This window comes from Paenibacillus sp. sg306046 (assembly GCF_059821225.1).
This window is the reverse complement of record NZ_JCAMRT010000020.1, coordinates 57963-76246: the sequence shown is the minus strand read 5'-3', so window position 1 is coordinate 76246 and position 18284 is coordinate 57963. Positions and strand designations below refer to the sequence as shown.

General features: G+C 59.9%; 13 protein-coding genes. All 13 read right to left on the bottom strand.

Going from position 1 to position 18284, the window contains the following annotated elements:
- Window positions 1–91: 91 nt before the first annotated feature.
- Window positions 92–775 (bottom strand): peptidylprolyl isomerase, encoded by a 684-nt coding sequence (locus AC6ROY_RS19320; protein ID WP_500102235.1) that lies wholly within the window; start codon window positions 773–775, stop codon window positions 92–94.
- 120 nt (window positions 776–895) lie between these two features.
- Window positions 896–3796, bottom strand: coding sequence for a transglycosylase domain-containing protein (locus tag AC6ROY_RS19315; RefSeq protein ID WP_500102234.1), 2901 nt, complete (start codon window positions 3794–3796; stop codon window positions 896–898).
- Between the two features lie 158 nt (window positions 3797–3954).
- Window positions 3955–4197: an RNA chaperone Hfq gene (hfq, locus tag AC6ROY_RS19310; RefSeq protein ID WP_341414116.1), complete on the bottom strand. Its 243-nt coding sequence runs from the start codon at window positions 4195–4197 to the stop codon at window positions 3955–3957.
- 22 nt (window positions 4198–4219) lie between these two features.
- Window positions 4220–5185, bottom strand: a complete 966-nt coding sequence (miaA, locus tag AC6ROY_RS19305) for a tRNA (adenosine(37)-N6)-dimethylallyltransferase MiaA (protein ID WP_500102233.1) — start codon at window positions 5183–5185, stop codon at window positions 4220–4222.
- Window positions 5176–5952 carry a class I SAM-dependent methyltransferase gene (locus tag AC6ROY_RS19300; protein ID WP_500102232.1) on the bottom strand — a complete coding sequence of 259 codons (777 nt, stop codon included), beginning with the start codon at window positions 5950–5952 and terminating at the stop codon, window positions 5176–5178. The genes miaA and AC6ROY_RS19300 overlap by 10 nt, the downstream gene beginning before the upstream one ends.
- 2 nt (window positions 5953–5954) lie before the next feature.
- Complete coding sequence (gene mutL / locus AC6ROY_RS19295) at window positions 5955–7976, bottom strand: DNA mismatch repair endonuclease MutL (protein ID WP_500102231.1); 2022 nt, start codon at window positions 7974–7976, stop codon at window positions 5955–5957.
- 53 nt (window positions 7977–8029) lie between these two features.
- The gene (locus AC6ROY_RS19290; protein WP_500102230.1) at window positions 8030–9496 is read right to left on the bottom strand and encodes a S41 family peptidase; all 1467 of its coding nucleotides are present in this window, start codon (window positions 9494–9496) and stop codon (window positions 8030–8032) included.
- Window positions 9497–9572: 76 nt separating this feature from the next.
- Window positions 9573–12572, bottom strand: a complete 3000-nt coding sequence (gene mutS / locus AC6ROY_RS19285; RefSeq protein WP_500102229.1) for a DNA mismatch repair protein MutS — start codon at window positions 12570–12572, stop codon at window positions 9573–9575.
- A gap of 203 nt (window positions 12573–12775) precedes the next feature.
- Entirely contained in the window at window positions 12776–14374 is a 1599-nt protein-coding gene (locus tag AC6ROY_RS19280) for a putative amidoligase domain-containing protein (protein ID WP_500102228.1), read from the bottom strand.
- A 123-nt stretch (window positions 14375–14497) separates the two neighbouring features.
- Window positions 14498–15061, bottom strand: a complete 564-nt coding sequence (locus tag AC6ROY_RS19275) for an outer spore coat protein CotE (RefSeq protein WP_500102227.1) — start codon at window positions 15059–15061, stop codon at window positions 14498–14500.
- 507 nt (window positions 15062–15568) lie between these two features.
- A complete protein-coding gene (locus tag AC6ROY_RS19270) occupies window positions 15569–16411 on the bottom strand; it encodes an ABC transporter permease (protein WP_500102226.1) in 843 nt (280 codons plus the stop codon).
- Window positions 16401–17198: an ABC transporter ATP-binding protein gene (locus AC6ROY_RS19265; RefSeq protein ID WP_500102271.1), complete on the bottom strand. Its 798-nt coding sequence runs from the start codon at window positions 17196–17198 to the stop codon at window positions 16401–16403. Before AC6ROY_RS19265 ends, AC6ROY_RS19270 begins: the two co-directional genes overlap by 11 nt.
- A gap of 32 nt (window positions 17199–17230) precedes the next feature.
- Window positions 17231–18262, bottom strand: coding sequence for an ABC transporter substrate-binding protein (locus AC6ROY_RS19260; protein WP_500102225.1), 1032 nt, complete (start codon window positions 18260–18262; stop codon window positions 17231–17233).
- Window positions 18263–18284: the final 22 nt, after the last annotated feature.

Below are 18284 nucleotides of genomic sequence, written 5' to 3'. Positions count from 1 at the left end.
ACTTGCCGATAGAGCCTGTGTCTTTTCAGCTCATTCGTCATGCAAACAGCTGAAAGCAGCGTGAGTAGCTTCACGCTGCTTTCCCGCTTGCTTATTTTTCAGTGATCGCAATCGACTGGATCACGATTTTTTCTTTTGGCTTACTCGGCACCTGCTCGCCGCCAGCTTCAACCGGTGTGGCCGCAATTTTCTGGATCGTGTCCATCCCTTCCGTTACCTTGCCAAAAATCGTATAATTCGGCGTTTTATTCAAGTTTTTCACACTATCCCCGCTGCCGATGAAAAACTGGCTGCCATTGGTGTTTGGCCCGCTGTTGGCCATCGCGACAACGCCAGGCTCGTATTTGCGCGTTGTTTTCAGCTCGTCCTCAAACTTGTAGCCGGGACCGCCTGTTCCATTGCCGAGCGGATCGCCTGTCTGAATCATAAAGGATTGAATCACCCGATGAAAGACAACTCCGTTATAAAAGCCTTCCTTGGCCAGGAAAACAAAGTTATTGACCGTTTTAGGCGCTTCCTTGGGGTACAGCTCAATGGTAAACGTTCCTTGGGAAGTCGTGACCGCTGCTTTGTACGTTTTGGCCGTGTCAATCGTCATCGCAGGCGGGGAGGTCCAGCTTTTCGGCTTCGAGGCTTCAGCTGGCGCCGGTGTGCTGCTGCCCTGCTGCGGCTGCTGCTCCGTGGCTGGCTTCTGGCCGCAACCGGCCAGCAAACCGGCCAGCAGTACAGCAGACATCCCTAATCCCAGCGTCATGCGCAATCGTTTTGTTGTCATTCGTATCGCTCATCTCCATCATATCATGTAGTTGCTCTGGCAAAATTATACTACAGCTGCTCAGGAGAACCAAATGCTGGCGTGCAGTTTCGCCTGCGCAGCCTTTACACGGCTGCTCGTTTATCTGGGCTGCGCCGGAGGCGTGGCCGGCGGCGGATTGACTGTGCTGCCGGTGCCGGTGCCAGTCCCCGCACCGGCTCCACCGCCTGTGCCGGTGCCAGTCCCTGCACCGGCTCCTCCGCCATTGCCGGTGCCAGTCCCCGCACCGGCTCCTCCGCCTGCGCCGGTGCCAGTCCCCGCACCGGCTCCACCGCCTGCGCCGGTGCCCGTCCCTGCACCGGCTCCACCGCCATTGCCGGTGCCAGTCCCCGCACCGGCTCCACCGCCTGTGCCGGTGCCAGTCCCTGCACCGGCTCCACCGCCATTGCCGGTGCCAGTCCCCGCACCGGCTCCACCGCCTGTGCCGGTGCCCGTCCCTGCACCGGCTCCACCGCCTGCGCCGGTGCCAGTCCCTGCACCGGCTCCGCCGCCATTGCCGGTGCCCGTCCCTGCACCGGCTCCTCCGCCTGCGCCGGCGCCCGTCCCTGCGCCGGCTCCACCACCAGTGCCGGCGCCCGTCCCTGCACCGGCTCCTCCGCCTGCGCCGGTGCCCGTTCCCGCACCGGCTCCTACTCCGTTGCCCGCACCGACACCCGGCGCATTTTGATCACCCGTACCGGCGCCATGCCCGTCATTCGGCAAGCCGGGAACACCCGGCGCCTCTGCTCCACCGGTGACGACGACGCTGACGACATTTGAGCGCCCGCCAGATACATTACTCTCCGGGTCAACCGGCACGACCGCATATTGATACGTATCCGCTTGAATCGCGCTGATATCGTTTACCTCCGTCACCGTTGTCGAAGTAATCGGCTCCGCCGGGAAGTCCGTCATCTTGCTGTCCTTCCGGAATACCTGGTACGTCATGCCTTCGCCGATTCCGGTCCAGCTCAGCTTCACTTTGCGCTCGGCGACGACATAGTCGCCCTTGAGATCGCCGATCGTTTTCGGCGGCTCCTGCAAATCTTTGACGCCCTCCGGCTTCGTAAACTTCGTCATCGGCTTTTTGGCCAGCGCCTTCTGCATCACTTCTTTGAATATAGCCGCCGGAGCGCCGCTGCTCATCGACACATAATGCTTCGTATCGGTTTTGTCAAAGCCCATCCATACCGCCGCCGTCCATTCGGGCGTGTAGCCGACAAACCACAGATCGCGGTTGTACTTCTCCAGACCCTTCAAATCCAGCTGCGTCGAGCCGGTTTTTCCGGCTACCGGACGCTCGAATTTGGCCGCTGTCCCGGTTCCCCCCGGCTCCAGCACCGTCTGCAGCATCTGAGTCATGCTCCACGCGGTTTTCGGACTCCAGACGGTCGTTTTTTGCGGCTTCACCTCGACGCGCACACCGGTATCATCGGTAATTTTGTTAATCGCATGCGCCGTCACAACCGTTCCGTTATTCGGAAATGCGGAGTACGCCTGCGCCATCTGCAGCGTCGTCACTCCGGTCGTCATCCCGCCGAGCGCAATCGCCAGATTGCTGTCGCCCTTCGCGTCAAACGGAATGCCCAGCTTCGACACATACGATTTCGCCTTCGCCACGCCAACATCATTCAACACCTCGACCGCCGGAATGTTGGCCGACCGCTTGATCGCGTCGATCATCGTCACCTCGCCACGGTACACGCCGTCCCAGTTGCGAGGCGAATAGCCGTTGAAGGAACGCTGCTCATCCTTAAGCCGGGAATACGGGCCGTATTTCCCCAGCTCGATCGCCGGAGCATACGAAATGAGCGGCTTGAATGACGAGCCCGGCTGCCTCGGCTGCATAATCGCCCGGTTCATCCCGCGAATCTGGTAATCGCGCCCGCCGATCATCGCCACGATGCCCCCGTCCGTATTGTTCACAATGACCATGCTGCTCTGCATCTTTTGCTCCGGCCCGTCCTTCTGGAAAAACTTCGCGTTCGCATACGTTTGCTGCATAATCGTTTGCGCATTCGGGTCCATGTTCGTATAAATGTTGTACCCGCCCCGCAGCAGCTCATCCTCCTCCAGGCCGTGCATCTCCTGCGCCTCACGCAGCACGTAGTCGATGTACGTCTGGTACTGCTCCTTCGCTCCGCCATTCAGCGGCGTATAGTCCTTCTCCGCCGCCTCGGCCCGCTGCTGCTCGGTAATGTAGCCTTGATCCGCCATCAGCCGCAGCACGACGGCCCGGCGCTCCTTGGACTTATCCGGATTATTGACCGGATTGTACGTATTTGGCGCTTTCGGCATGGCCGCCAGCGTCGCGACTTGCCACACCTCCAGCTTGCTCAGATCGCTTTGCCCGAAATAAGCCTTCGACGCCGCCTTGATGCCGTAAGCCCGGTTGCCGAAATAAATCCGGTTCAAATAATACGCCAAAATTTGATCCTTCGTATTGTTGCGCTCCAGCGCCATCGCGATGGATACTTCGGTCGCTTTACGGAAAAACGTCTTATCCGAGCTGAGAAACACGTTTTTCGCCAGCTGCTGCGTAATCGTGCTGCCGCCCTCGACCATGCTCCGGGCCACAACGTCCTTCACAAGCGCACGACCGATCCCGAACAGGTCGATCCCCGCATGCTCGTTGAACCGTTTGTCCTCCGTCGCAATAAACGCATCCTTCACGAGCTTCGGAATTTCCGCTTCATCCACGCTTTCCCGGTTTTCCACCTTCAATGTCCCGATTTCCGCCCCGCTCAGATCGTAAATATGCGACGCTTCGCTAAACTCAAGCTTGTTGATATTGGCCTTGTAAATACTCTCGCCGTCCACAATAACGAAGATATAGACACCCATCGCGCACAACGCCGCCAGGCTGCCTGTAATAAACATCGCCAGCACTATTTTTCCGAAGCTTGTTTTTTTCTTCTTATTCTTCCCCTTGCCCTTGGCTCCGGACGAGGATGCTTGCTGCTTCGGCGCTTGGCCCGGTGTCTGCTTGCCTGCTCCCGTCATGCCCCGACTCCCTTTCTGTGTCTGTTTGACTGGATATTAACCTGAAGGTGGCTCAACTCAAACAAAGAACAACCCAGCACGGGTTGCTCTTCGTGGGTTCGTATGAAAATAGACGCGGATGACCCGCGAAAGGTTGCTGCCGGACGCGGGTAGCCGCGTTATTCCCCGGCGTTTTCTTGCTGCTGCATCAGCGAAACGGCCCGTTGCGGCGTAAAAGTCGATATCGCATGCTTGTAAACCATTTGCTGGCGGCCTTCGCTGTCGATGATAATCGTGAAGTTATCGAAGGCGCGAATCACTCCGCGGATCTGGAATCCGTTCGTCAGGTAAACGGTGACCGGAATGCTTTCCTTGCGCAATTGGTTTAAAAAAGTGTCCTGAATGTTAATCGACTTGTTCATGAATGGGCCTCCTCAGTAATGGTTAACGGTCCAGATTAAGTTTAGTTGCTATTATACCACGAACGGCCTGCAACTGGGTAGAAAAATCTTCCATTTCACTCACGTCCACCCATTCCATATCCTTCATATGACGAAACCAGGATAACTGCCTTTTGGCAAAATGGCGGGTATTTTTTTTCAGCAGGTCCGTTGCTTCTGTCAAGGTCAGGCGTCCATCCAGATGAGCGACGATTTCCTTGTAGCCCAGCCCCTGCATGGACAACGCGGACGGATCGACGCCTTGTTCAAGCAGTGCGCTGACTTCTGCAACCAGGCCCTGCTCAAGCATAAGATCAATACGCGCTTCAATACGTTTATATAGTATTGCTCTATCCATTGTCAACCCGACGATACATAACCGGTAAGGCGAGGTCCGGTTTTGCCGGGGCAGCTGCTCGGACGTGCGTTCCCCGGTCGTATGGTAAACCTCCAGTGCGCGGATAACCCGGCGAATATCGTTCGGATGCAGACGTTGGGCCGAAGCCGGGTCTACTGCTCGCAGCCGGTCATGCAGCACCTGCGTGCCCTGCCGGTCTGCCAGCTGCTGCATCTCCTCGCGGAAGGCTTCGTCCGAGCCGCTCTCGCTGAACTGGAAATTGTAGCACACCGATTCGATGTACAAGCCGGTCCCGCCTACAATAAACGGCAGCTTCCCTTGACCGTTCAGCTCATGGATCAAAGGAACGGTGCGCTCCTGAAATTCAGCCACGGAAAACGGTTCATTCGGTTCATGAATGTCGATCAGATGATGCTTGACAAGCGCAAGCTCTGCCGGAGACGCCTTGGCTGTTCCGATGTCCATCCCCCGGTACACCTGCATCGAGTCGCCGGAAATAATTTCCGCATTGTAAAGTCCGGCCAGCGACAGGCTCAGCTTCGTCTTGCCCACAGCCGTCGGTCCGACCAGCACAAGCAGGCGCGGCGCGGCCATGTCTTCTTCTACAAACATCGTATCACTCCATACGCAATTTTGGTGGACGGCCGCCGTTCCACGGCAAAGCCAAGCCGCTCAAATTCCTCGCTGTCGCGATGCTCCTTGAGCACAACGGAACGAACGGCTACCCGCTTGGCCTCGCGGATCGCTTCCACCGACAGCGCCCGGTCATCCGCCAGCCCGCGAATCGCGCGAATCGAGGACGATTCCGTAATCGGCTTGCGGAACATCGGGTCGAAGTACACCACCTCGCAGCTGTTGTCAGGCTGGGCCTGTAAAAACGCCAGATGGTCGGCCGTCCGCACCTCAATCCGCCGCAGCGCTTCGGTTAAGCCCGGCACGTCGGACTCATAGGAGCTGACGCCCTGGGCCAGCAGAAACCCCGGTACAGGCGCGCTCTCCAGCGCCGTAACCGATCCCGAGGCTCCTGTGGCGAATGCAAAAACAATGGCATCAGAGCCAAGACCGGCCGTACAATCGACGACCCGGTCGCCCGGTATGATGCCGCATAGCTCCAGCAGCGGGTCGGACTCCCCGTTCAGCAGACGCTTCACGCGGATGCTTGCTGTGCTCGGATGAAAAAACAGCGGCTGGCGGCTGCCTGAATGGTATTCCAGACGCTGCTTTGTAATGACCAGTATATCCTCGTCGCCGAACCGCTCGCGCAGCTGCGCCAGTGTCATCTGCCGCCGCTGCAGACAGCGCCCGCCAAGCCCCAGCGCGAATTCACGAGCCTGCTCCAATTGGGCGGCGTTCGGATCGTAGGAGGTTGTGACGAACAAAGCTACATCACCCTTTTAAACATTTTTTCCAGCTCATAGGTTGAAAAGCTGACCACAATCGGCCGTCCATGCGGACATGTATACGGGTTGCGGCAGGCGGCGAGCCGGTCCAGCAGCACTTCCATCTCCAGCTGGCCCATGTTTTGATTGGCCTTGATCGACGCCTTGCAGGAGCACATAATCGCCGCCTTTTCCCGGAACCTGCCGATATCGACCAGCTTTTTCTCTGACAGCAGCCATTCGATCATTTCCTCGATCAGCGCCTGCTCCTCCCCCGGGGGAAGCCAGTGCGGGTAAGCCCGCACAAGAAAGGACGTGCCGCCGAACGGCTCCAGATACACGCCGGCCTGCTCCAGCTGCCCCAGCTTGTCCTGCAGCTTCCCGGCCTCCGCCGATGTAAATTCCAGCGTAATGGGCACCAGCAGCTCCTGCGAGGCGACGGCCGGTTTGCCGAACATTTCATAATAATGCTCATAATTGATTCGCTCGTGAGCCGCATGCTGATCGAGCAGAAACAAGCCTTCTTCGTTTTGCGCCACGATATAGGTGCCGTGCAGCTGACCGATCGGATGCAGCTTCGGAAATGCAGGCAACGGCGGCGGCGCAGTATCGCCTTGCGCGCGCGTCATCGCTGCCGCAGCGGCCGCCGTCTCGCGCGTGGACGGCCGCGGTTCAGCCGCCTGACCGCGCGAGGAAGCCGGCGCGGCTAGGCGGCCCCTTTGCCCGTCCGGGGCGGCCGTCCCGGCGGCGCTGGTACACGGCGGCTGCGGTTCCCAGCCAGCCGACGCCCCTGCTGACGGCCGGGATAACCCGTCCGTCTGGGCTTCGCTGCCGTTCTGCCGCTGCTCCCAGGCGGCGGAACGGCCTGCCTGACCGCGCGGCTGGTACGCGCCGCGGTCCGAGTGGTCCGCTGCTCCGGACAGGGCGGACGTTCCCTTTTCCGCGGCGTCAGCGGGCCGGTACAGCTCCAGCTGCTCCTGCACCAGCGCCTCGCGCGGCTTGCGGGCATGCGTTTGCCCAGCTGACGGAATAAGCCGCTGGGCCGCCAGCACCGCCCGCGCTTCGCGCTCGACGAACTGCATCAGCTCCTGCTCCTTGCTGAAGCGGGCCTCCAGCTTGGCCGGATGCACGTTCACATCCAGCAGCGACGGGTCCATCTGCAAATGCAGCACCGCCACCGGAAACCGGTTGATCGGCAGCAGCGTATGATAGCCCTGCAGCAGCGCCAAGGCGAGTGTATAGTTTTTAATGTAGCGGCCGTTGATGACGGTTGTGATCGCGCTCCGGTTCGCACGGGTCAGCTCCGGCTTGGAGATGTACCCGGTGAGCCGGTAATCGAGCGACTCGCCCTCCAGCTTGAGCATCGACCGGGCGACCGATGTCCCGTAAATGGCGGCAACCGTATTGACCAGATCGCCATTCCCCAACGTTTGCAGCAGTGTATTTCCGTTGTGCCGGAGTGTAAAGGCGATACCCGGATGGGCAAGCGCCAGCCGGTACATATAGTCGGTGACGTGACCCAGCTCCGTTTGAATCGTCTTCATATATTTCAGCCGTGCGGGCGTGTTGAAAAACAGCTCCCGCACCGCAATATCCGTGCCGCGCGCCGAAGCCTTGTCCGACTTATCAACCAGGACGCCGCCCTCGATCACAATGCGCCGTCCAAGCCCCGACGTGTTGGCGCAGGTGACCAGCTCAACCTTGGCTACGGCCGCAATACTCGGCAGCGCCTCGCCCCGAAAACCGAGGGTGCGGATCGCAAACAAATCATGGGCCGTCGCGATTTTACTTGTAGCGTGGCGCAAAAAAGCCGTTTCGCCGTCCTCCGGCTCCATCCCGGAGCCGTTGTCCGTTACCCGAATCAGCGCCAAGCCGCCTTCCTCAATGGTCACATCAATGCGGGTGCTGCCTGCGTCCACCGCATTTTCGACCAGCTCCTTGACGACGGAGGACGGTCTCTCGACGACTTCCCCCGCTGCAATCTGGTTGGCAACGTGGTCGTCTAAAATGTTAATTTTACCCATATTCCCCCTCCTTATACGGGGTGAGCTGCTGTTGGCTGACGCGGACCGCCGTCCTACCTTCCCGTATTGCCCAGCGTGAGCTTCTGCCCGTCGTCGCTCCAGGTCAGCGACTTGAACACCGCTGCTGCCTGCGCCAAATCGACATAGCTGGTTCCTTCCTCAAGCTTCCAGCTGTCCGCCTCCGGCACAAACACCGTGCCGTCTGCCCCCTTTAGCTGCACAGACGATGTCTCCGCGTTCCATGCCACCTGCGCTCCAAGCACGGCCGCCAGCACACGCGTCGGCACGTAGGTTCGCCCATCCGCGCGAATGACACGGAACGAATCCTCCACCGCATGGCCGTTCACCGTCAAATTAATGCGCTTCAGCTCCAGCGACAACGCCGTTACACCCGCCTGACGCAGCGCAGTCAGCAGCTCTGTCGTCTGGCCGCCCTCCACGGCGATGTCCGGCTCCAGCCCGACCCGGTTTACCGGCCGCTGCTTGGGCGTAAAATATTCCTCTACCGTCACTTTCAGCGCGCCGCCGCTTTCGAGCGGCATGACGTTTTGCACGCTGCCCTTGCCAAACGTTTTCGTCCCGATCGCCTTGGCCGCGCCGTAATCCTGCAGCGCTCCCGTCAACACCTCGGATGCGCTGGCGCTGCCTCCGTTCACCATCACGTAGACGGCAAACGGCTGCGTCTGGCCGCCGCTGAACGTCACCGGATCATCTTGTCCGGTCCGGTTTTTTGTATGAATCAGCGTGCCTTCCTTCACAAACAGCCGGGCCAGCTCCTTGGCCGTGTCCAGCAAACCGCCGGGATTATCACGCAGGTCCAGGATCAACCCCTTGATCTCTCCCTGCGACTTGAAGAAATCCAGCATCGCCGCCACCTGCTCGTCCGCATCGGCGGAGAAGCTGATCACTTTCATATACACGACGCCGCTCTCAAAGCGCTGACCGGTCACAACCGGTACCTGAATCGGCTGGCGCTGCACCGTTTTGTCAATCAATTGCCCGTCCCGCAAGAGCTGCAGCGTTACGTCTGTCCCCGGCTCGCCCATAATCCGGGAGGTAGCCTCGCTGAGCGGCGTCCCGACAACAGACAGCTCACCAACCTTCACGATAAGATCGCCGACCTGAATGCCCGCTTTTTGCGCCGGTCCGTCAAATATTTGGGCGACGTACACGCCGTCCGGCTGCTGGTTAACGCGCACGCCAATGCCCACATAGCGGCTTGCCACAGAGTTCTCGAACTCTTCAAGCTGGGCTGGCGTGAAATAAGTCGTATAAGGGTCTCCTAACGATTGGACCATCGCCTCGATCGCCGCATCCGACAGCTTCTGCGCATCAGGCGAGCTGACGTGGCTGCTCTGCAGCTTTTCCAGCACCTCTTTGGCGCGGTCGGCCGGACTAGTCCCGACAGTCAGCGATACGGAAGCGGCTGCCGCAGGCGCAGCCAGCGGCACCATCAGGCTCAATGACAACACCGCAGCAGCGGCATGACGCCACATAGGGCTTGCAGATTTAAGATTCATAAGTTCGCGACCTCTTTCTTTATGCGGAATTAATTGGCGAGACGCAGCCTGCTTGTCACCAAGCGGCAGATCAGCCTCAGGCATTCAGCTGCTTTTTTAATTCATAAATCAAATTCATCGCGGTCATCGGCGTCATGTTCATCAGATCGGCGGCGCGAAGCTGCTCCAGCACTTTATCGGCCTTGGCATCCTTCCGGGATGGCTTTTCAGCCTTCACCGGCTCGGAAGGGAACAGGCTGAGCTGGACGGCAGCCGGATTGACCGGCACAGAGACAGCCTCAAACTCTTCAACAGCCTGTTTGGGAGCAGCGGCTTGTTCTGTCGCTTGCCCTTTTCCATCAGCGACGGTCGCAGCCTGACCTGAAGCAGTCTGGCTCTCGGCAAAGGACGGCGCTGCCGCCGCTGTCCGCCCGGACTGACCGAAGCCGCCAGACTCTCCAACGCCTGCCGCCTTAGGCCCGTTAAACCCCGCTGTACGCGACTCTGCAATGCTGACGTCGCCTGATACACCCGCCGCCCTCGGAATCGAGCCGCTCCCCGCGTATCCGGCCGGATCTGGCGTTTTTCCCGCCTGCGGGGGATGGGCATCTGCCGTTGCCGTCCACTCTCGTTCAGCAGCCTTCTCTTCCCGCGCAGCGGCAGTCAAATGCGGCCCGCTTTGGGCCAGCTCCGCCCGCGCCTCAAACGTATGCAGCAGCGCATATGAGCGCTCGATGATCGAGCCGGGCAAGCCGGCGATCCGCGCGCAATAAATCCCGTAGCTGCTGTCCGCAGCGCCCGGAATCAGCTTGCGCAGAAACGTCACGTCCTGCCCGCTTTCCTTGACGGCCATGCAGCCGTTGCGCAGATTCGGCAAGCTTCCCTCCAGATGAGCCAATTCGTGGAAATGGGTGGATACAAGCGTTTTGCAGCCGATCCGGTCGTGCAGAAATTCGATGACCGCTTGGGCAATCGCCATGCCTTCGCCGGTCGAAGTGCCGCGTCCCAGCTCGTCGATAATGACCAGGCTGCGGCTGGTCGCCTTCTCCGTCATCACTTGAATGTCCATCATTTCAACCATAAAGGTACTCTGGCCGCCGATCAGATCATCTGCCGCTCCGATCCGTGTAAAAATCCGGTCCACAATCGGCACAACGGCGCGCCGGGCAGGCACGAAGCAGCCGATCTGCGCCAGCACGCTGATCATGGCGACCTGACGCATATACGTACTTTTTCCCGCCATATTCGGCCCGGTAATCAGCAGCATCGAGCCGCCCTCGCGTGTCAGCGACGTATCGTTAGCGATAAACAAGCCGTCCTCCAGCACCGCCTCCACGACCGGATGACGCCCCTCCTCGATCTCCAGCCCGTAATGCTCCCCAATCTGCGGGCGGCAGTAACGCCGGGTAGCGCTGACAGAGGCCAGCGACTGGTACACATCCATCGTTGCGATCAGCGCTGCCAGCCCTTGCAGGCGGGACAGATGCGCGACCAGCTGCTCCCGAAGCGCGGTAAAGAGCGCGTATTCCAGATCCACCATGCCCTCCTGAGCTTCGAGAATAAGCGCCTCCTTCTCCTTCAGCTCCGGCGTGACGAAACGCTCGGCATTCGCCAGCGTCTGCTTGCGCTCGTAACGTCCCTCCTCCAGCTGCGCCAAATTCGACTTGGTCACCTCGATATAGTAACCGAACACCTTGTTAAAGCCGATCTTCAGCGACTTGATGCCTGTCCGTTCGCGCTCATGCCGTTCCAGCTCGGCCAGCCATTGCTTGCCGTTTGTATTTGCCTCGCGCAGCTGGTCCAGCCGCTCGCTGACGCCGGAACGGATCATGCCCCCGTCGCGCACCGACACCGGCGGCTCGTCCACAATCGAGGCCGCGATCAGCTCGCGCAGATCGGCGCACAAATCCATCTGCCCGGCCAGCGCCGCCAGCGTCGCCGAGCCGCTGCCCTCGCATAGCTCGCGAAGCTGCGGCGTCTGCGCAAGCGAGCTGCCCAGCGCCACCAGATCACGCGCATTCGCACTGCCGTATGCGATGCGCGCCGTCAGCCGCTCCAGGTCGTATACTTGCTTGAGCGACTGCTTCAGCTCATCGCGCAGCATCAGCTGGTTGTACAGCCGGTCGACGGCCTCCAGCCGCTCCTCGATCAGTGAAGGCTGCATCAACGGCTTCTCAATCCATCGCCGCAGCTGACGGCTGCCCATCGCCGTTACCGTTTTATCCAGCAGCCAGAGCAGCGAGCCCTTCTTCGACCGGTCGCGCACTGTCTCCGTCAGCTCCAGATTGCGCCGGGTAAACGGGTCCATCATCATGTATTGATCCGGCTCATAGACGTGAATATGCTTGATATGCCCGAGCGAGCGCTTCTGCGTCTCCTGCAAATACACCATCAGCAGCTCCAGCGTCGGACGACCGCCCTCCGGCAGCGCCCCGAGCTGCTTGTCGGAAAAATAAGCCGTCAGCGGCTGGACGCTGCCGCCCATACCTTGTCCATCCGCCCGCTCCGTGAGCACCGCCGTACGCAGAAATGCGGACGAGCCGCTGCGCAGCCGCTCCAGCAGGCTGGCTTCGCCGAGCACCTCGGACGGATTATAAATGTTCAACTCATCCAGCAGCCGCTCCACAGAGCCGGTCAGCCGGGTCATATACAGCTCGCCGGTCGATAAGTCGCACGCGGCAAGTCCGAAGCCAGCCCCGTCCTCGCGCACGGCCGCCATGTAGTTATTGGCCGTTTCGCTCAGCGAGCGGGCATCCATGACCGTACCCGGCGTTACGATCCGGACGATTTCCCGGCGCACGACGCCTTTCGCCTCAGCCGGGCTTTCCACCTGCTCGCAGATGGCAACCTTGTACCCCTTCTCTACCAGTCTTGCGATATAACCGTCGGCCGAATGATAGGGAACGCCGCACATCGGGATGCGCTCCTCCATCCCCGCGCCGCGCCCTGTCAGCGTAATTTCCAGCTCACGCGCGGCCAACACCGCATCTTCGAAAAACAATTCATAGAAATCGCCGAGCCGGAAAAATAAAAAAGCATCCTTGGCCTCGGCTTTAACTGCCAGGTATTGCTCCATCATCGGTGTATATTTGGCCATTTATCTTCCTCCACCAGCATCCCAATAGACAGCGGGGCGAACGCCTGTTACAGCCGGACCTCGCCGAATTATCGGCGCCGGGCCGTGCAAAAGCGGCATAGGCTCGCCGAAAACCGGTCTGCTTATGCCGCTTCGCTCCTGAGCCGCATCGCCCCGCAAGTTATCTCTAAGTATAACATGAATTGCTAGAGAACACCCGTTTCTCATAGGAACGGGGCAATTTTCCACTTGGGGCGGATGTCCTCGCGTTCATTCCACGACTGCATCTGCAGCATCATCCGGCGCAGCGGCGTCAAATAAGGCTCTAGCGCCGCGTAGCCGCCGAGCTGCTCCAGATCATGCCAGAGCGCAGGCACATACGGACGGATACGTGACTTGTCGCTCCGGTAATACGCGCGGGACATCTCGTAATCGGCGAGCGGCCTGCGTTTAAGCAGCGGATAATGCTCCGCCGCCAGCTTCGCAAGCGCCAGCACCCCCTTGGCCACCGAAGGCGACACCATCCAGCTCGGCAGCACCCGGTACTCGAAGCCCCCGTGCCGCTGCCGCCGAAAATCACCCAAAAAGCCGTATTGCGGCTTCCGCGCAGCCGTTGTTGCATCCTCCAGCAGCGTCAGCGGCAGGGCGACGTAATTATCCAGCACACGCAGCAGCTGCGCGTCCAGCTCTACCCCGCTGAAGTGAATATGCCCGCCCAGCGGAAAGCCTTGCACCGGCATGCCGCCCGCCACCCAGGCGAGTCCGTCCTCGGTGATCCGTTTGGCGGCCAGCTGCATCGTCCGGTGCAAATGCGTGATCAGCCTGCGCACATCCGTGCTCGGCACAGGACGCAGCTCCGCCAGCGGGAACACCTTGCGCCTGCCCGGCAGCACGATCGCGTCACAGCCAAACGGCCCGTCCTTGCCGACAAACCGGGATGCGAACCGCACCTTGCCTTGCGCTGTGAGCAGCAGAAATTCCGGGTCGGCGCCCAGCATCACCTCGCCCGAACCGCTCCGGGACGACTCCCGCGCGAGCCGCTCGTCGAAGCGGTTCATCGCCTCAGCGAACAGCTCCGCCAGCCGCGGCGTCAGCTGCGGAACCGGCTCCACCTCCTGCACCGCCAGCGTTGCATCCGGGCGGACGCCGATCCGCACCACGCCATAATCAAGCCCCAGCGCATAAATGCTGCGGATCGCCATGCGAATGGCGCGAGCCGCATAGTAGCCGGGCTGCTCCAGCCCGACCTCCGTGTACTCGCGCTCCTGACGGGGACGTACCGGCTCCCTGACTACCCCTGTCCGCTTTGCCGGGCTGCTGCCGTAGAACACCGTGCTGCCAGGCCGATGCAGCACCGTCAGCGCTTGCAGATGAAACACCGGCACGATAAATTCATGCGACCAGCGGCCCGGGTCACCGGCTTCGGCTGTCCCTGCTGGCGCAGCCGGGGAAGGTCGCAAGGAAGACGGTGCCGCCGCTGCCTTACCCGGCTGGCGCTTTTGCTGCGCCTCCGCAGCCTCGCCGAATCGCGACGGTAACGCCGTGTGCCCGGCCAACGCCGTTACCTCCTCGGACGGCTCCGCCGTCTCCAGCCCGTGCAGCCGCAGCAGCTCGAACATTCGCTGCGGCTGCTGCGCGGCCAGGATGCATTTAACCGGCTGGAGGGCATCCGCTTCGCCCTTATCCGGGTGATACGCCCCCCAGTAAATGAGCCGCCGTCCAGCCGACGGACCGTCCGGCAGTCTGACGCCGTGCGGAAAGCTCAGGCTGTCCAGCAGCTCCGCCAGACCCGGCTCATGTGAATGGAGCAAAAAAGCGCGCATCGCTCCTCCTCCTCTTGCCGCGTTGCTGCGGCCTGTACGCTGAACTGTTCAAAAAAGAGGGCTGACGCCCTCTGCCGAAATGAACCCGACAGGCATATGCTGTAGGGTAAGATCGGCTTCGGCTCAGCCCAGCTCGTCGTCAAGCAGGTCCGGGTCCAGGTCCTCAAACTCGTTGTCGTCGGTTCCAAAGTCAACATGCTTGTCATCGAAATCATCGCAGCCATTCGGGCTTACCACCACGCAAACCTTCGTTTCTGCGATCATTTCCACCTTAAATTCCCGCTCTACGCGGATCAGCACGCTGCTTCCGCCGGAGGAGATGCTGGCTTCCACGCAGTTCGGTTCCTGGGTTGCGACAGCTGCGACTTCGGCGGTTGACGGCTTATGCCGTTTATCCAAAAAATGCAGCGGCACCGCCTCGACGTAAGACACCGTTTCCTTGGCCACATCCGTTTTCGTATTCCGGTCGTAGGAATACCAGATATTGATGTCGTACGTCCCCACCACTTCCACATGCTCCCCAGCCTTCACCGCATCGTATTGGTTGTTGATAATCCAAGCACCCAAAATACTGGTCGGAGCATGAGGCGGAGTGACGGTGTTGGTTACTTGGGAAAATTTGCGTCCTTTGCCGCAGACAGCCTTCGTATAGATCTCTCTGACTTGCAAGTCTTTATCTACTGACATCCTTTTAACCTCCTCCATACAATCATTCCTTACATTTGTATGCAGGACAGTCGTCTAGTGTGAACACTTTTTTTCGCAGCGGGCTTTTCCGCCATGCACGGGCTGCTCCGCATTCGCCCGGTTGCTTTCGCAGCACTCAACAGGCTGGCCCCTGCCTGCGTCAAGCTCCTGTCTCGCCGGTGCGCGGCCTCCCGAATTCTGCATCAAGCTGGCTCAGCTTTCCGCCCCCACCGGCCGCTTCTCGCGTCGAGCCAGCCCAAGCAGCCCGGCCAGCCAAATATCCAGCACAGCGGCGCAACCGTAAGCGGACAAGCCCGAGAGCAGTTGTTTACAGAAAACTAAACGACCTTTCCGCACCCAATGCTTGTCCGCTGCTATGGCGCAAACGAACAAGCCTAAGCGGCCAAGCCGCTCCACTGGAGCCGACTGGCCGCTTGATTGGCTGCACAATGTTCAGCAGCTGATTTTTCCTCGTGAAGCTCGACCGGAGGTGCGATATGCACCAGATCAAGACTGTTTGCCAATCAGCTTGCTTTCCAGATACGAAACCGCCTGGTACATAAACGTCGCGGCAATCGCGATCACGACTACGCTGCCGATCACCAGTGTAAAGTTAAATACTTGAAAGCCGTAGATGATCAAGTAACCGAGCCCCTGCTTCGACACGAGAAACTCCCCGACAATGACCCCGACCCAGGACAGCCCGACATTCACCTTGAGCGTCGATACAATCGTCGGATAAGAGGCAGGCAAAATCGCTTTCCGAAATACCGTACGCCGAGGCGCTCCGAACAGCTGAACAACCTTGAGCAGCTGCGGATCGACCTCCCGGAAGCTGTTGTACACGACCAGCACCGTAATAATAACGGTGATTGACAGCGTCGTTGCAATAATCGACAGCGCGCCCGGACCAAGCGCCACAATAAACAACGGGCCAAGTGCAACCTTCGGTAAGCTGTTCAGCACCACGATATACGGATCAAGCACCCGCGACAAAAACGGTGAAAACCACAGCAGCGCAGCAATTCCCGTCCCGAGCAGCGTACCGAGTACGAAGCCGATGATCGTCTCCCACACCGTAACCGCCGTATGCAGCGGCAGTGAGCCGTCCAGCGTCTTTTCCGCAAGCAACATGGCGATTCGTGCCGGGGAGCTGAACAGCAGCCCATCGATCCATTTAAGTCGGGCCGCGGCTTCCCACAGCAGCAGGAAAAACACAAGCAGCCCGACCTGGGTAAAGCGAACGCGCCGGGCGGTCGTCAGCTCCCTTTTCTGGTAGGCCGCGTACACGCGGGCGGTCAAATCCTGCATCAGGTCAGGCTGCTCCGCGCGCTTCACTTCAGGCTTCATCGGCTCCGACCTCCTTGCGCTCCATCTGTTCAAACTTGCCCCACAAGCTGTGAAACAGCTCATGAAAGCCTTCCTGCTCGCGCGCCGCCAGCGGAAGGACGCTGCGAATCGGCTCCGGCACCTCAACCTCAGCGAGCAAGCGTCCCGGACGAGGCTGCAGCACGATAACCCGGTCGCTCATGGCGATCGCTTCCGCAATATCGTGGGTGACGAGCACGGCCGTTTTGCCGCGGGCGCGCAGCGTGGTAACGATCAGATCCTCCAGCTGCAGCTTCGTCTGGTAATCCAGCGCAGAGAACGGCTCATCAAGCAGCAGGATGCCAGGCTGCGCCGCCAACGTCCGGACGAGCGCCGCCCGCTGGCGCATGCCGCCGGACAGCTGCTGCGGAAACGCGTGGCGGAAGGCGCCCAGCCCCATCTCCTCCAGCAGCTCGCGGACGTATCGTCTCGACGGTTCGTCATCCCGGCCGAGCAGCTCCAGTCCGAGCCGGACATTTTCCTCAATCGTCCGCCATGGGAACAAATAATCCTGCTGCAGCATGTAGCCCACCTGCGCAGTCGGCCGCCGTACGTCCTCTCCCAGTACGCGAATGTGCCCGGCGGCTGGAGACAGCAGGCCGCTGATCAGCGACAGCAGCGTTGTTTTGCCGCAGCCGCTCGGCCCGATGATGCTGACGAACTCCCCGGGCGCGATGCGCAGATTCAGCTCTGCCAAAGCAGCATAAGCGCCCTTGGCGTTCACATAGACATGCGAAACCCCGTCGATTTCAATCGCTGCTGATTTCATCCCTTTCACAAGTCATCCCTCCTGAGCGCGGCTCAGGGCTTCACCGTCGACTTGGCCTTCTCCGCGAAGCGGTTATCGACCAGCTTGCCGTGATCCGCCCGCTGCTTCAGCTCGCCAGCCGCTTCCATCACATCCTGCAAATTATTCCATTCCGCCGCATCCACAAGGCCATCCGCAGCAAATGAGCCTTGATCCTTATACCGTTTCACAACGTTAACAACGACCGATTTATCCGTATCGGGGAAAAAGGACATCACCGCGTCAGCAATTTGCTCCGGCGAAGCGGAAGCGACCCAAAGCTGCGCCTTCTGTACCGCATTTGCGAATTTTTGCACCGTGTCCGGCTGCTTGGCGATATAGCTTTGCTTGGTCATATACACCGTATACGGCAGCTTGCCGCTTTCGACGCCGAAGGATGCGATCACATATCCTTTGCCCTGCTGCTCAAGCATCGTGGCCTGCGGCTCAAACAGCTGTACGTAATCTCCCGTTCCGGAAGCGAAGGCGGCCGGAATATTGGCAAAGTCCACATTTTGCAGCAGCGTCAAATCCTGCTTGGGGTTGATTCCATGCTTCTTGAGCGTAAATTCACCTGCCATCTGCGGCATGCCGCCTTTGCGCTGGCCGAGGAAAGTTGACCCCTTCAACGTGTTCCAATCGAAGGTTCCCTGCACCGGCTTGCGTGCCACCAGAAACGTCCCGTCCGTTTTCGTCAGCTGAGCGAAATTGATCACCGGGTCGTCGCTCCCCTGCTGCTGCACATAAATCGACGTTTCCGAACCGACCAACGCCACATCTATGCCGCCAGACAGCAGCGTCGTCATCGTCTTGTCCCCGCCGGCCGTCGTCAGCAGCTCAATGTCCAGCCCCTGCTCCTCAAAGTAACCTTTGTTGATCGCCACATATTGCGGCGCGTAAAAGATGGAACGCGTAACCTCGCCAATCCGCACCTTCACCTTGTCGTCGGGGGCTGTGTTCCCACAGCCCGCCAGCAGCGCCATCGCAGCCAGAACGCCAGTCATCGCCAAAGCGAGCGCGGCTCTGCGGCCAAATCGTTTGCTCATCTGTCAGTCCCTCCCTGTGCTC